Annotated in this window: 16 protein-coding genes; 11 read left to right on the top strand and 5 right to left on the bottom strand. The window is 71.5% G+C overall.

Going from position 1 to position 14,601, the window contains the following annotated elements; genetic code table 11:
* Nucleotide 1 precedes the first annotated feature (1 nt).
* From ABD256_RS31465 to ABD256_RS31450, 4 genes are all read left to right on the top strand, one after another.
* Nucleotides 2-1,402, top strand: a complete 1,401-nt coding sequence (locus tag ABD256_RS31465) for an amidase family protein (protein WP_344427251.1) — start codon at nt 2-4, stop codon at nt 1,400-1,402.
* Nucleotides 1,403-1,518: 116 nt separating this feature from the next.
* Nucleotides 1,519-2,679, top strand: a complete 1,161-nt coding sequence (locus ABD256_RS31460; RefSeq protein WP_344427248.1) for an epoxide hydrolase family protein — start codon at nt 1,519-1,521, stop codon at nt 2,677-2,679.
* Between the two features lie 71 nt (nt 2,680-2,750).
* Nucleotides 2,751-3,308: an RDD family protein gene (locus tag ABD256_RS31455; protein ID WP_344427245.1), complete on the top strand. Its 558-nt coding sequence runs from the start codon at nt 2,751-2,753 to the stop codon at nt 3,306-3,308.
* Nucleotides 3,309-3,440: 132 nt separating this feature from the next.
* Nucleotides 3,441-4,094, top strand: a complete 654-nt coding sequence (locus ABD256_RS31450) for a VCBS repeat-containing protein (protein WP_344427242.1) — start codon at nt 3,441-3,443, stop codon at nt 4,092-4,094.
* A gap of 3 nt (nt 4,095-4,097) precedes the next feature.
* Here the strand turns inward: ABD256_RS31450 and ABD256_RS31445 are convergent, their stop codons facing one another.
* Both ABD256_RS31445 and ABD256_RS31440 read right to left on the bottom strand, forming a co-directional pair.
* Entirely contained in the window at nt 4,098-4,847 is a 750-nt protein-coding gene (locus ABD256_RS31445; protein WP_344427239.1) for a class I SAM-dependent methyltransferase, read from the bottom strand.
* Between the two features lie 28 nt (nt 4,848-4,875).
* Entirely contained in the window at nt 4,876-5,463 is a 588-nt protein-coding gene (locus ABD256_RS31440; RefSeq protein WP_344427236.1) for a TetR/AcrR family transcriptional regulator, read from the bottom strand.
* Nucleotides 5,464-5,532: 69 nt separating this feature from the next.
* Between ABD256_RS31440 and ABD256_RS31435 the strand changes: the two genes are divergently transcribed.
* A complete protein-coding gene (locus ABD256_RS31435; RefSeq protein WP_344427233.1) occupies nt 5,533-5,940 on the top strand; it encodes a nuclear transport factor 2 family protein in 408 nt (135 codons plus the stop codon).
* A 92-nt stretch (nt 5,941-6,032) separates the two neighbouring features.
* Nucleotides 6,033-6,689, top strand: coding sequence for a rhomboid family intramembrane serine protease (locus ABD256_RS31430; RefSeq protein WP_344427230.1), 657 nt, complete (start codon nt 6,033-6,035; stop codon nt 6,687-6,689).
* On the opposite strand, the gene ABD256_RS31425 is transcribed toward ABD256_RS31430, so the two are convergent.
* Together ABD256_RS31425 and ABD256_RS31420 are read right to left on the bottom strand one after the other, a co-directional pair.
* Nucleotides 6,675-8,918, bottom strand: a complete 2,244-nt coding sequence (locus tag ABD256_RS31425; protein WP_344427227.1) for a heavy metal translocating P-type ATPase — start codon at nt 8,916-8,918, stop codon at nt 6,675-6,677. The genes ABD256_RS31430 and ABD256_RS31425 overlap by 15 nt on opposite strands.
* The gene (locus tag ABD256_RS31420) at nt 8,915-10,825 is read right to left on the bottom strand and encodes a bifunctional copper resistance protein CopD/cytochrome c oxidase assembly protein (protein WP_344427224.1); all 1,911 of its coding nucleotides are present in this window, start codon (nt 10,823-10,825) and stop codon (nt 8,915-8,917) included. The genes ABD256_RS31425 and ABD256_RS31420 overlap by 4 nt, the downstream gene beginning before the upstream one ends.
* A gap of 153 nt (nt 10,826-10,978) precedes the next feature.
* Here ABD256_RS31420 and ABD256_RS31415 point away from each other — a divergent pair, with 153 nt between their 5' ends.
* The 5 genes from ABD256_RS31415 to ABD256_RS31395 all read left to right on the top strand — a co-directional run bounded on the left by ABD256_RS31415 (nt 10,979) and on the right by ABD256_RS31395 (nt 13,837).
* A complete protein-coding gene (locus ABD256_RS31415; protein ID WP_344427221.1) occupies nt 10,979-11,149 on the top strand; it encodes a winged helix-turn-helix transcriptional regulator in 171 nt (56 codons plus the stop codon).
* On the top strand, nt 11,146-11,715 hold the full coding sequence (locus tag ABD256_RS31410; RefSeq protein ID WP_344427218.1) for a nitroreductase family protein: 570 nt from the start codon (nt 11,146-11,148) through the stop codon (nt 11,713-11,715). The genes ABD256_RS31415 and ABD256_RS31410 overlap by 4 nt, the downstream gene beginning before the upstream one ends.
* A 137-nt stretch (nt 11,716-11,852) precedes the next feature.
* Entirely contained in the window at nt 11,853-12,398 is a 546-nt protein-coding gene (locus tag ABD256_RS31405) for a TetR/AcrR family transcriptional regulator (protein WP_344427215.1), read from the top strand.
* A 133-nt stretch (nt 12,399-12,531) separates the two neighbouring features.
* Nucleotides 12,532-13,101, top strand: coding sequence for a DedA family protein (locus tag ABD256_RS31400; protein WP_344427212.1), 570 nt, complete (start codon nt 12,532-12,534; stop codon nt 13,099-13,101).
* Between the two features lie 100 nt (nt 13,102-13,201).
* Nucleotides 13,202-13,837, top strand: coding sequence for a TetR/AcrR family transcriptional regulator (locus ABD256_RS31395; protein WP_344427209.1), 636 nt, complete (start codon nt 13,202-13,204; stop codon nt 13,835-13,837).
* A gap of 4 nt (nt 13,838-13,841) precedes the next feature.
* Here ABD256_RS31395 and ABD256_RS31390 read toward each other — a convergent pair whose 3' ends face one another.
* Entirely contained in the window at nt 13,842-14,507 is a 666-nt protein-coding gene (locus ABD256_RS31390; protein ID WP_344427206.1) for a metal-dependent transcriptional regulator, read from the bottom strand.
* Nucleotides 14,508-14,601: the final 94 nt, after the last annotated feature.

The raw sequence follows: 14,601 nt of genomic DNA, 5'->3' as shown, positions 1-14,601 counted from the left end.
CGTGGACACCGAATTCGAAGCCATGACCGCCCGCGAGCAGGCCGAGGGCATCCGGACCCGCCAGTTCTCGGCGAGGGAACTGCTCGACGCGCACCTCGCCCGGATAGCCGAGGTGAACCCCGCGATCAACGCGGTGGTGACGCTCGACGAGGAGGGCGCGCGGGCGGCCGCCACCGCCGCGGACGAGCGCACCATGGCCGGCGGGCCGCTCGGACCGTTGCACGGTGTCCCGATGACGCACAAGGACACCCACGACACGGCGGGCATGCGGACCACGTTCGGGTCCCCGCTGCACCGCGACCGGGTGCCCGCGGGCGATTCGCTGGTCATCGCCCGGCTCAAGGCGGCGGGCGTGATCACGACGGGGAAGACGAACGTGCCGGAGTTCGCGGCGGGCTCGCACACCTTCAACCCGGTGTTCGGGACGACGGTCAACCCGTACGACCCGTCGAAGAGCGCGGGCGGGAGCAGCGGCGGCACGGCCGCGGCGATCGCGGCACGGATCCAGCCCGCCGGGGACGGCAGCGACATGGGCGGGTCGGTGCGCACACCCGCGGCGTTCTGCAACCTCGCCGGGCTGCGGCCGTCGGCGGGCCGCATTCCCGCCGAGGAGCCGTACTCGTGGCTCGGGAGGGCGGGCGTGCTGGCCAGGCGGACGTCGGACGTCGCGTATGTGATGGCGTGCGTCTCCGGGCCGGACCGGTGCGATCCGGCCGCGCTCCCCGAGCCGGGTTCCCTGTTCGACGTCGCGCTGCGCGAGAACCTGACCGGGGTGCGGATCGGCTGGACACCCGGCTTCGGGCTCGCGGTGCCGGTCGAACCCGAGGTGCTCGACGTGCTCGCGGGCGTCCTGCCGGTGTTCGAGCGGCTCGGCGCGACCGTCGAGGAAGCGTGCCCCGATCTCCGCGACGCGGACGAGGTCTTCTCCACCACGCGCGCCTTCGACCTCGCGCTCAAGTACGGGGACCTGCTCCCCGAGCACCGCGGCGAGATCAAGGACTCCCTCGTCTGGAACCTCGAAAAGGGGTTGGCGCTGACCGTCGAGGACCTGATGTCGGCCACTCGCGCGAGGCGGCGCCTGCACACCGCGGTCACCGGGTTCTTCGGCCGGTACGACCTGCTGATCGCGCCCGCGACGCAGGTGCTGCCGTTCCCGGCCGAGCTGGAGTACCCGCGCGCGGTGGGCGGCACGGAGTTCGACACCTACCTCGGCTGGATGCGGGCGGCGACGCTCGTTTCGGCGACCGGGCTGCCCGCGTTGTCGGTACCCGCGGGCTTCAGCGGCGGCCTTCCGGTCGGGCTGCAGATCGTGGGCGCGCACGGGGCCGATCTCGACCTGCTGCACGCGGCGAACGCGTTCGAACTCGCCACCGGGTTCGCCGCCACCGCACCGCCGTCGTGAACCACCGCACATTCCACTCCCCGGCAATTCGAGTGTCCACAGTGGACTAGCCATAGTTCCTGCCGGTCCCCGCCGATAGACTGGAATGACAGGACCAGTCACCAGGGGGAGAGCGCATGCCGGACACCGTTACCCCATGGCACCTCGACATTCCGCAGGCCGAGCTGGACGACCTGCGGGACCGGCTGAACCGGACGCGCTGGCCCGAAGCGGCCACGGCATCCGGCTGGGCGCAGGGCGTGCCACTGGATTACCTCCGCGACCTGTGCTCGTACTGGGCGAACGAGTACGACTGGCGGGCAACCGAGCGGAGGCTCAACGCCTTCCCGCAGTTCCGCACCGAAATCGACGGGATCGGCGTGCACTTCCAGCACGTCCGCTCGCCGCATCCCGGCGCGCTCCCGCTCGTGCTGACGCACGGCTGGCCGGGCTCGATCATCGAGTTCCAGAAGGTGATCGGCCCGCTGACCGATCCGGTCGCGCACGGCGGCGACGCGGCGGACGCCTTCCACGTGGTGTGCCCGTCCCTGCCGGGGTACGGCTTCAGCGACAAGCCCGCGGCCACCGGCTGGACCATCGGCCGGATCGCGCGGGCTTGGGCGGCGTTGATGGCGCGGCTCGGGTACGACCGGTTCGGCGCGCAGGGCAGTGACTGGGGCAGCAGCGTCACCACCCTGCTCGCGCAGCACGATCCGGCGCACGTCGCCGGGATCCACCTCGCGCCGCCGATCGCAGGGCCCGTCCCCGCGGCGGACGGCCGGTTCACCGACGCCGAGGTCGCCGGCCTCACCCGGTTGAAGGAGCGGCAGCAGGCCGAGGCCGGATACACCGCACAGCAGGCAACGCGCCCGCAGACGCTGGGCTACGGCCTCGTCGACTCGCCTGCGGCGCTGTGCGCGTGGCTGGTCGAAAAGTTCTGGTCCTGGGCCGATCACGACGGCGACCTGAGCGAGGTGCTCAGCAACGACGAACTGCTCGACAACGTGATGCTGTACTGGCTTCCCGGCACCGGCGCCTCCGCGGCCCGGCTCTACTGGGAAAGCATCCAGCAGGTCATGGGCTGGTTCACCGCCGGGTACGAGTCCACAGTAGACGTTCCGGTCGGCGCGTCGGTGTTCCCGGCGGAGGTGCCACTGCCGTCGAGGCGGTGGGCGGAGCGGCGGTTCACCGACATCCGGTTCTGGCACGAACTCGAGCGCGGCGGCCATTTCGGCGCGTTCGAACGGCCGGGGGACTTCGTCGACGACGTCCGCGCCTTCTTCCGGCTCGTCCGATGAGCCGGAACACCGCGCGCGAGTTCGGCGAAAGCGCGAACGAACGGGCGCGCGGTCGAGGATCATGCGACGTCATGAGCGCCCCCAGCACCGGCCAGCCGCAGCCGCCCGGTTATCCGCAGACGCCACCATCACCGCCACCATCACCGCCACCATCACCGCCTCAGTCGCCGCGGCCGGGCGGCAAGTTCGAGACGGTGGCGGTGCGGCGCCGCGACGTGAAACGCCTCCGGGAGTACGGCCCGCCTGCCGGTTACGCGCCGAGGGGGAAGCACGGCGAGGACTGCGACCCGCGTTACCCGTCGCCGAAGTCGTGGCGGATCTGGCTCGGTTTCGTGATCGACCTGGTCCTGCACGTGGGCGGCGGGGTCGGCGCGGCGCTGGCGGTCGCGAAGGTGCCCAAGCTCGAGCCGTACGCGGGCAACGCCGTCGTCATCGGCATCGGGGCGTTCGTGGTGCTGTCGCTCGTGCACCGGGTCTTCGTGCAGTGGGCGGTGACGACCACGCTCGGCAAGGCGCTGTGCGGGCTCCGGCTGGTCCGGGACGACACCGGCGGCAGGCCGACGCTGTGGCGGCTGACCAAGGACTGGCTGCTGGGCCTGTTCGTGATCGTGTCCGTGCTCGGCAGCTAGGACGTGCCGGTGCCGCCGTGGTTGCTTTTCGGTGACCAAGTCCACGGCAGGTGCACGCCCGCGATCTTGTGAACGTCTCCCCTTGTGTAAGTCAAGTTCGTGAACCACGAACAGAACAGGGAGGAGACGATCATGGGCACACGAGCACGGGGGATCGCGGCGATGACGGGGATCGTGGCCGCGGCACTGGCCGCCACCGCGGGGAGCGCATCGGCGGACGAGGCGCCGCCGCAGCCGTCGTTCACCGCGCAGGCGGATCTCGACGGCAACGGGACGCCCGAGACGGTCACGATCACGAAGTCGGGTGACAACACCCAGGACCTCAGCGCGACTATCGACGGGAAGACCGTGCACACGAGCATGCCGGGCAACGGGTTCGCCGGAGACGTGTCGCCGCTGCGCGTGGCCGACTTCAACGGCGACGGCGCCTCGGACCTGGTCGTCAAGTACTCCGTCGGCGCCAACACGGACTGGTTCGGCGTCTGGGACTTCGACGGCACCGGGTTCCGCCAGCTGACCACGCCGGACGGCAAGGCGCTGACGCTGAACGAAGGCGGCGGGCTCGCCACGCGCACCGGCTACGCGTGCGCGGACGTCCCGAACCGCGAGCTGAGTTCGGTCGCCGCCGAGGCCGACGACATTTCGCAGGACCCGATCACCTACACCGGGTCGCGCACCACCTACCGGGTGCAGGACGGGATCGCCACGCCGCAGCGCACGATGGACCTGAAGTCGGTGCCCTCGGCCGACCCGCTCGTGTCCCCGAACCCGGACACCTGCGGCTGAGGTTCAGCGCGGGGTGGCGGTGACCAGCCGGAGTGACCCGAGGTACTCCGGCTGGTCCCGCAGGAACCCGTAGCGCCGGTCCCACTCCCCCGATTCGACGTCCTCGCGCAGCTTCGCGACGGACCGCTCGACGACCGCGGGCTCGACGAAGCCCCACGCGGACTGGGACCGGCGCACCTCCGGGTCGAGAAACCGTTCCGGCCTGGCGTAGAACGCTTCGGTGAACCCGTCCACGCAGTCGATCGGCACGGGCACCGTCACCACGGCGCAGTCGCCGCCGAGCGCTTCCGCGACGTCGCCGAGCGCCGGGTACCGGCGGCGTTCGACGGCGATCAGCTCCGGCGCGTAGCCGGCGAGCCAGAAGTCGCCGCCCGCGTCACCGTCGAAGGTCAGGATGACCACCGGTCCCCTGCTGACGCGGCGCAGCTCCCGCAGGCCCCGTCCGGGATCGGACCACTGGTGGATGGTCACCGTGGCCATCGCGGCGTCGAAGCTGCCGTCGTCGAACGGGAGGTTCTCGGCGACCGCGTCGACCGCGGGGGTGCGCCGCTGGGCCCGCATCGCCCTGGACGGCTCGACCGCGATCACCTCGCGGTCCTCCGGCTCGTAGGAACCGGCACCCGCGCCGACGTTCAGCACGGTTCCGGCGTCGCCGAGCGCGGCGTGCACGTACGCCGCGATCCTCGGGTCGGTGCGTCGCCGCACCGCGTACCCGCCGCCATGGGTCTCGTAGTCGAAGTCTCCGGCCAGCACGAATCCCCCTTGAGTTCCGATTCGGAACTCACTGTACCCGGCCATCCCCCGTCAGCACCCTCAGCAAACTGACGCGCACGACGCCGAGCGCTTCGCCGACCGGCAGCCTCCCGGCGGCGACCTCCGCGCCCGCGGCGTGGCCGACCGCGATCGTCGTCGCCACGAGCCAGTCCGCGGGGAGCGCGCGATCGAACTCCCCCGCCTCCTGCCCGCGCCGCACCAGCCGCAGCAGGCGGGCCCGCACCGGACCGTGATCGTCCTCAGTGGACAATCCAGGCTGATCCGCGCGCAGCAGCACCGGGTACCGCTCGAAGGTGCGCCAGCTCGCCTCGAGCAACCGCACCAGCGCATCGGCCGCCGGACCGGTGTCGAGTTCGGCCGCATCCATCGCGGCGAGCGCTTCGGCCGTCGCACGGCCCACCACGGCCGCGAGAAGCTCTTCGCGAGTGCGGAAGTGGGCGTAGACGGTCTGCCGGGTGACCCCGGCCGCGGCCGCGATGGCTTCGACGCTCGCTTCGGCCTGCTCGGCAAGCACCCGGCTCGCCGCGTCGACGATCGCGGCAACACTGCGTTCGGCGTCCGCGCGGCGGCGCCTCGGGGGAACTAACTCAGACACGCTTGTCAAGGTTAGCCGATCGCTATATCTTACAGTGCTGTAAGAGTTAACTTCGGAAAACGAGGTGCCATGCACGTTCTCGACCAGACCACTCCCGAGCGGTTCGTCGCCGGTTTCTTCACCACGTTCACCGAGGAGGTGCTGCGCGGCGGCGATCCCGGCGAGACCGTCGACCGGTACTACACACCCGACATCGTCCAGATCGCCGACGGGATCACGATCGACCGCGAGCGGCTCGTCGCCCATCTCAAACCGGTGCGGAAGAACCTGCTCGCCTTCCGCTTCGAGGTGCACGAAGCCGTCGCCGACGGCAACCGCGTCGCGGCACGGTTCACGATCCACGCCACGATGCGCAAGCGCGCGCTCGCCACCGAAGTGCACCTGTTCGGCGAACTCGCCCCCGACGGGCGCTTCCGCCGCACCCACCAGATCACCCGCACCCTGCCCGATCACCAGACCGGCCACAGTGGACAGTGACCGGCCCCGTTCCCGCGATCGCCAATCGTGCTGACCGGCCCGGAGTCACCGGGCTATCCTTCGGGCAGGGAATCGCGACCGGGAGGATCACGATGAGCACCATCGACACGAGAGCGGGCGGCAGCGCCGAAGCGATGATCGCGGAGGCCAAGAAGGCGCTCTGGGTCATGGTCGGGTTCCTCGCCGTCCTCTGGGTGCTGCAGATCTTCAACTCCCTCGACGACTACGGGCTGAGCAGGGACTACGGCATCGAGCCGAGGGAGCTCGATTCGCTGCCCAAGGTGTTCAGCTCGCCGTTCCTGCATTTCAGCTGGGCGCATATCGAGGGCAATTCGGGACCGTTGTTCATCTTCGGCTTCCTCGCGGCCTACCGCGGGGTGAAGAAGTTCCTCGGCGTGACGGCGCTGATCGCGGTCGCGGCGGGCGTCGGCGCGTGGTTCACCCAGGCCCCCGGCACCGTCGGCGCGGGCGCGAGCGGCGTGGTGTTCGGCTACTTCGGCTACATCCTGGTGCGCGGCCTGTTCGACCGGCACCTGATCGACATCGTGCTCGGGCTCGTGATGGCGCTGTGCTTCGCCTACCAGTTCGCGTCGCTGCTCCCGCAGGAGGGCATCGGCTGGCAGGCGCACGCGTTCGGCTTCGGCGGCGGGCTGATCGGCGGCTGGATCTTCCGCGAGCGGCGCCCCAGGACGCCGGCGCCCGAACCGTCGCCGCTGGACACGCCGACGACCCAGCTACCGGGGGCCTGAACCGCCCCGCACGCCGGCGAAGTTCCGCAGGCGCAGGCTGTTCGAGACGACGAGCAGCGAGGACACCGACATCGCGGCGCCGGCGATCAACGGGTTGAGCAGCCCGAACGCGGCCAGCGGCAGCGCGGCGAGGTTGTAGCCGAACGCCCAGGCGAGGTTGCCGCGGATCGTGCGCAGCGTGCGGTGCGCGAGCCGGACCGCGTCCGGGACCACGCGCAGGTCTTCGCGCACCAGGATGACGTCGGCCGCCTTCATCGCGATGTCCGTGCCGTCGGCGAGCGCGAGCCCGAGATCGGCGGTGGCGAGCGCGGCCGCGTCGTTGATGCCGTCACCGACCATGGCGACGGTGCGGCCCTGCGCGCGCAGGCGTTCCACGGTCGCCGCCTTTTCCGCGGGCAGGACCCCGGCGAACACCTCTTCGATCCCGGCCGCCGAGGCGACGGCGCGCGCGGTCGCCTCGTGGTCACCGGTCAGCAGGACGGTGCGCAGGCCGAGCCGGTGCAACGCGGACACCGCCGCGGCTGCCGACGGTTTGATCTCGTCCCGCACCGCGAAGGCGCCGATCGCGCGGCCGTCCGCGGCCACGAACACCACCGTCGCACCGCGTTCCGCCTCGTCCTCGACCGTCCTTTTCAGACTGTCCTGGACCTCGGCGCCGTGTTCGGCGAGCAGCCGCTCGCGGCCGAGCAGGACGGCGCGGCCGTCGACGGTGGCACGGGCGCCCAACCCCGGCAGCGCCTCGAACCCGGTCGCCGCAGGGAGGTTTTCCTCGCTGGCCTCGCGGACGATGGCAGTGGCGATCGCGTGCTCCGAGGACGATTCGACGGCGCCCGCGAGGGCGAGCAGTTCGGCGCGCGCGACACCGGGCGCGGGATGCACCGCGGTCACCGCCATCCGGCCGGTGGTGACGGTTCCGGTCTTGTCCAGCACCACCGTGTCGATCGCGCGGGTCGCTTCGAGCGCGTCCGGGCCCTTGATCAGGATGCCGAGCTGCGCGCCGCGGCCGACGCCTGCCATCAGCGCGGTCGGCGTGGCCAGTCCCAGCGCGCACGGGCAGGCGATGATCAGCACCGACACCGCGGCGCCGAACGCGGCCGCGCCGGAGTGCCCGGTCAGCAGCCAGGCGGCGAGGGTGCCCGCGGCCAGCACCAGCACGGCCGGCACGAACACCGCGCAGACCCGGTCGACGAGCTTCTGCACGTTCGCCTTGCGCGCCTGCGCCTGTTCGGCGGCCGAGCTCATCCGGGAAAGCTGCGACTCCGCGCCGACGTGGGTCGCCCTGATCACCAGCCTGCCGCTGACGTTGGTGGTGCCGCCGACCACGCGGTCACCGTCGGCCAGCTCCACCGGCACCGGCTCGCCCGTGACCGCGCTGGTGTCCACCGCCGAGGTGCCGTCGACGACCACGCCGTCCGCCGCGACCCGCTCCCCCGGCTTGACGACGAATTCGTCGCCGCGGCGCAGCGCGCCGATCGCGATCAGCTGCTCGACGCCGTCCCGCAGCACCCGGACCTCCTTTGCCGCCAACGCTTCCAGCGCGGTCAGGAGGCCGGCCGCGCTGCGCCGGGAGCGCGCCTCGAAGTACCGGCCCGCGAGCAGGAAGGTCGCCACGCCCGCGGCGACGTCGAAGTAGATCGTGCTCGCGCCAGAGGCGGTGACGCCGAAGCCGAGCCAGTACCCCGGTTCCGATGACGTACCGAACACGAGCGAAAAGCACGACCACCCGAACGAAGCCACCATGCCCAGCGATACCAGGGTGTCCATACTGGACGATCCGTGCCGGAGGTTGCGCAGCGCGGCGCGGTGGAACGGCGACGCGGCCCAGAACACCACCGGGACGGCCAGCACGAGGCACAGCCACTCCCAGCCGGGAAAGCGCAGCGACGGCACCAGCGCGAGCGTGATGGACAGGTCGCACAACGGGATGGACAGCACGGCGGCGACGGTCATCCGGCGCCGGAAGTCGAGCGCGCGGGCACCGTGCCGGTCTTCGTCCACTTCGGACTGGACGGGTGCCGCGGTGTACCCGGCCTTCTCCACCCTGGCGATGACCGCGGCCAGCTCACCGGTGTAGCGCACCGAAGCCTTCTCGGTGGCGAAGTTGACCGTCGCTTCGACACCGTCGAGCTTGTTCAGCGCGCGTTGCACGCGGGCGGCGCAGGCGGCGCAGGTCATGCCGCCGATCGCCAGCTCGGCCCGCTCGGTCGCGGCGGGTGCGGTCACCGTCATGTCTTCGTTCCCCTACTCAGTTTGGCGAGCATGGCGTTGTACGCGTCGAATTCGTCGCTGGCGCCCGAATCGAGGCGCCGGTCGACGCGGCGCGCCTCGCGATCGTCGTGGCGGGCCCACTGCGCGAGGAGCGCGACCATCACCAGCACGAGCGGGATTTCCCCGGCAGCCCAGGCGATCCCGCCGCCGAGCCGCTGATCGGCGAGCAGATCGGGGTTCCACAGCACACCGAGGTAGCGGTAGAATGTCTCGCCGATCAGGTCCTGCTTGTTCATCACGATGACGCCGAAGAAGGCGTGGAACGGCATCACCGCGAACACCATGCCGAGCCGCGCGAGGTGCGGCAGCGTCCTCGGGCCGGTGTCGACGCCGATCACCAGCCAGTAGAACAGGTAGCCCGAGACGAGGAAGTGGGCGTTCATCAGCTGGTGCGACCAGTGGTACAGCATCGCTTCGCCGAACAGGCCGCTGAAGTACAGCACGTAGTACGAGCCGACGAACACCACGGCGGCGACGAGCGGATGCGTGAGGAACCGCGCCACCGGCGAATGCACGAGCGCGAGCAGCCAGGCGCGCGGTCCCGCCGGTCCGGCGCGGTCGGTCGCGGGCAGCGCGCGCAACGCCAGCGTCAGCGGGCCGCCGAGCACGAGCAGCACCGGCGCGAGCATGGTCAGTGCCATGTGGACGGCCATGTGCGTGCTGAACATCGCGGGCGAATACACGCCTATGCCGGAGGAGGTCACCACGAGGACCACCGCCCAGCCACCGGTCCACGCCACCGCGCGGCCGAACGGCCACGCGTCGCCGCGGCGGCGCAGGCGGCGCATCCCGAGCAGGTACAGCGCCACGGCGAGGATCGCGACCGTGCCGAACACGAGGTCGAACCGCCAGCCCAGCACCATCCTCAGCACGGTCGGCGGGTCGGGGACCTCGTAACCGAGAATGGTGTTCTGCGCCGAGGGCGCGCGGGTGAAGAAGGTCGGCGGCGGGATGCGGGCCAGTCCCGCCGAAACGGCCGTCATGATGGCCAGCACGGCCAGTTCGACCACCACCACGCGGGACGGCGCCCGGCGGCGCAGCCAGACGCACGCCGCGCCGAGCACCGCGAACCCGGCCGCCTTGGCGAGCACGAACAGGCCGTAGCGGCCGGTGAACCCGTCCGGGCCCGCCAGCAGGAACCCTTCGACGATCCCGGAAAGGCCGAGGGCGCCCCAGCAGGTCATGGTGAGCCGGTGGTACCGGCGCCGCACGAGCGCCCGGTCTTCTTCGCGCGAGGAAAGGAAAGCGACGAGCGCGCCTGCCCAGACCGAGGCGGCGACCACGTGCCACAGGATCGCGTTCGTCGCCACGTCGTGCCATGCCCCGACTTCGGCGTGGCCGACCACCACCGGTGGCAGGAGCGCGAAGGTCCCGGCCGCCAGCAGCGCGGCCGTGCCGCGCCAGGACAGTACGAACCGGCTCGCCACGGCGAGGACGAGCGCGACCGCGAAGGTGACCAGCCAGGCCTTCGGTTCTTCCGTGGCATCGAAGAGTTCGAGGAACACCCGCGGCGCGAGCGCGGTGAACACCGGCTGCCCCGAGGCGTCGGCCATCGAGAACACGACCATGCCCGCCGCCGCGGCGCACCATCCCGCGCAGGCGTTGCCCGCCAGCCGCAGCGCCCGGTAAGCCCCGGCCGACACCGTGCCAGGCGCCACACCCGGCGCGACGAACAGCGCGAAGCACAGGCCGCCGACGGTGACCGCGCCGAAACCGTCCGCGGCCAGGCGCAGCACCGCGCTGCCGTACCCGGTCAGCGGGCCGGGATCGGCGTTGCCGAGCAGGCCGTGGACGTCACCGGAGACCGCGGTCATGCCCAGCAGGACCACGAGCGCGAGGCCGGTCACGCCCAGCAGCCACCCACGCACGCGCTTTCCCCTGTCCGTCCACCGGCTCTCCCTTCAGGGAGTCGGACGGCGGGGGCGCGGAGTTCCCGGCCGTCCGGTTCAGGGCAGCGCGGCGACCCCGATCGCGTCGAGTGCGAGCCTCCTGAGTTGGTACTTCGAAGTTAGGCTGGGCTCATGCCGACCACGTCACATGACCGGGGGAGCTTCCTCGTGCCGCGCGAAGCGTTCTCGGGGACGACCAGGTTCGGCGAGTTCCGCGATCAGCTCGGGATCGCCTCCGGCGTGCTCAGCGCGCGCCTCGCCACGCTCGTCGAGGGCGGGATCCTCGCGAAGGAGAACCGGTGACCGCGCTGGCGGACCTGCTCGCCCGCCGCCGGAGCCGCCGGGACTTCGCCGCCACCCCGTTGGGGCTCGACGAACTCACCGGCCTGCTGTGGGCGGCGCAGGGCTCGACCGGGGACGGGCACCGCACGAGCCCGTCCGCGCACGCACGGCACCCGCTGTCGGTGTGCGCGGTGACCGGGCACACCGGAATCCAGTGGTACGAAACGGAAACCGGCGCGCTCCGGCCGGGTGACCCGCGCGATCACCGGGACGCCGTCGCGCGCGCCTCCCTCGCCGACGAAGCCTGGCTCGGCACGGCACCCGCGCTGCTGGTGCTCGGCGGCGACCTCGCGGCGGCACGTGCCGCGTTCGCCGAGCAACCCCCGGCAGGCGTACGCGGCGAACGCTACCTCTGGCTCGAAGCGGGGCACGCCAGCCAGAACGTCTACCTGTGGGCGACCGCGAAGGGACTCGGCGCGGTGCTCGTCGCGGGCTTCGACGACGAGCGGCTCCGCGCGCTCCCCGTCGTCCCGGACGGCCACGACCCGCTCGCGATCCTGGCCGTCGGCCATCCCGCGAATCCCTGAGCCCGGCCTTGCGCGGCAAGCTCGGGCGCTGTGGCCGCAAATTCGACGCACGCGCCCCCGCTCGTTTCCGCGCGGGAATCGCCCCCACCGTGTTCCTGCGGTGTGTCCAAAATGGGCGGTGGGAGTACCCTCGAACCGTGCCCGATCCCGAAGACCCGGCGAGGGAAAAGCTGCTCGACGCCGCCGAGCGGGTGTTCTACGCACGCGGCATCCAGGCCGTCGGCATGGACGAGCTGCGCGCCGCGGCCGGGCTGCCGCTGAAGCGGATCTACCAGCTCTACCCCGGCAAGGACGATCTCGTCGTCGCGTTCCTGCGACGGCGGCACATCCGCATGATGACGGCGATCCGCACGCGCACCGGGCAGTCGGGCGATCCGGTACTCGCGCTCTTCGACTGGCTCGGCGAGTGGTTTTCCGAGCCGGGTTTCCGCGGCTGCGCGTGGCTGAACGCCTACGGCGAGCTGGGACCGACCAACGCGGGCGTCGCCGGGGAGGCCCGGCGCCACAAGCAGGAGTTCCGCGCGCTGCTGACCGGGCTGGCGAGCGGGTACCCCGACGAGGTCGCGCACGCGGTGTACCTCCTGGCCGAGGGCGCGATCGCCGCCGCCGCGGTCACCGGCACCCCCGAGCCCGCGTTCGAAGCCAGGCGCATCGCCGAAACCCTGCTCCGGAACGCGCGCTGACCGAGCGCCCCCGTGTAGCGGAGATCGCACTGATCCCGGGAATCCGTCCGCCACCTGTCCGGTTGCTGTGAATACGCCATGATCGCGAGCGCCACGCCCGGCGCCGCGGGTAAATGGAAGGGTGGACACTTCCGTGACGGGCCTTCTCGTGCTGCTGGGCATCACGATGGTCCCGTTCCTGCCCTCCGACGTCACGATCATCGGCATGGCGGTCGCGGCGGCGCAGGGTGACGGCCCGTCACTCGCGCTCGTGATCGCCGCCGGGACGGTCGGCGGGCTGGTTTCCGACCAGCTCCTCTACCTCGCGGGCCGGACCGGCGGCCGGGTGCTGGTCGCCAGGCTCAGCCGCCGTCGCCGGTTCGCGGCCGCGATCGGCTGGGTCGACACGCGGCTGCGGCGCCGCCCACGCCGGGTGCTCGTCATCGCACGCTGGGTGCCCTCCGGCGGGCTCGTCGGCGCGCTGCTCGCGGGTTCGCTCCGCCGCCCGGTCACCGAGTTCTTCACCGCGTCCGCGATCGGCCTCACGCTCTGGACCACCTACGAAGCCCTGCTCGGCTACGCGGGCGGTCAGATCTTCAGCGAGCCGGAGATCAGCATGGCGCTGTCGTTGACGGTCGCGCTGGTCCTGATCCCGCTGGCGTTCCGCGGTGTGCGCGTCGCGAAAGCGGCACCGGCCGAGCCCGATCTCGAGCCGGTGGGGTGAACGGTTGTTAATCTTGTCCGGATGAGCGACGCTTGCGAGCGAATCGAAGACGTCATTCGCCAAAGGAGTTGGACACTGTCTCGCGGAGCGAGGCGATCGCATGAGTGACGCCCGCGACTTCGAAGCGCTGCCACGGGGACGGCACCGGCTGAGCCGCGAAGAGGTCCGTGCCTCCCAGCGCGGACGGCTGCTGCTCGGAATGGCCGAGGTGGTCGCCGAGAAGGGTTACGTCCGCACCACCGTCGCCGACGTGCTGAAGAAGGTGCACGTCTCACGGGAAACGTTCTACCAGCACTTCACCGACAAGGAGCAGTGCTTCCTCACCGTGCTCGACTCCGCGTCCGCGCTGTTCGCCGGCGCGTTGACCGAGTACGCGGGCCCCGAGGGCGCCGCCAGCGTGCTGGAACGGTTCGAGCGGGTGCTGACCGCGTACTTCGCCACCCTGGCCGAAGAGGCGGCGATCGCGCGCGTGTTCTTCGTCGAGTGCTACTCGGCAGGCCCGGCGGCGCAGCGCAAGCGCGTCGAGATCGCCGACCGGTTCGTCGATCTGCTCGACGCCGCGCTGGCGATGGAGCCGGGCTGGCTGGCGCTGCCCGATCACCGCTTCACCTGCCGGATCCTGACCGGCGGGATCAGCTCGCTCGTCGCCAACGCGCTCATCGCGGGCCGCGCCGAGGAACTGCGGACGCTGGCACCGAAGGTCGTCGAGCTGGCGAAGCACCTGATCGCGCACTGAGATCTCACCCGCGGAGCACGAGCAGCTCCGCCTGGCGCCGGTCGACGGTGACGGCGCCCTCGCCGCCCCCGAGTTCGAACGCCGAGCCGGGACGGGCGGCGAGCGTGATCCTCGTTCCCGGCAGCACCCCGGCGGCGTGCAGTGCGCGCAGGAACACCACGTCGTCCTGCCCGCGTTCGCTGACCCGGTGCAGCACGCCGTCGTGCCAGCCGTCCGCGACCGCCGAGAGCACCGTGCGCGTGTCGCCCGGCGCGGTGCCGAGGCCGGGAATCGGGTTGCCGTGCGGGCATTCGCCCGGCCATCCGCACAGTTCGGCGATGCGGCGCTCGGCGTGGTCCGACACCACGTGCTCCCACCGGCACGCTTCGACGTGCAGCTGCGACCAGTCCAGCCCGATCACGCGGTAGAGCAGCACCTCCGCGATCCGGTGCTTGCGCACGACCTTGACCGCCTGCCGCCGCCCCCGCGCGGAAAGTTCGAGCCTGCCGTCTTCGAGCACCGTCACGAGTCCGTCGCGGTGCAGCTTCGCCACCGTCTGGCTCACCGTCGGCGCGCTGTGCCCGAACCGGTCGGCCAGCCGCGCGCGCCGGGGCACCACGCCGTCCTCTTCCAGTTCGTACGCGGCTTTGAGGTACATCTCGGTGGTGTCGATCAGGCCCTTCGCGGTCACGGCCCGAGTCTTGTTGCTCAACCTAGGTTGAGGTCAAGTTGCGCTCAACCGCGGTTGAGCGGAAACGATGCCCGCACCTGATCACTGGGAGGTG

It is taken from the genome of Amycolatopsis minnesotensis (assembly GCF_039529815.1).
Taxonomy (GTDB): domain Bacteria; phylum Actinomycetota; class Actinomycetes; order Mycobacteriales; family Pseudonocardiaceae; genus Amycolatopsis; species Amycolatopsis minnesotensis.
The sequence above is the reverse complement of the archived record's forward strand: the minus strand, read 5'-3'. Positions and strand labels throughout refer to the sequence as shown.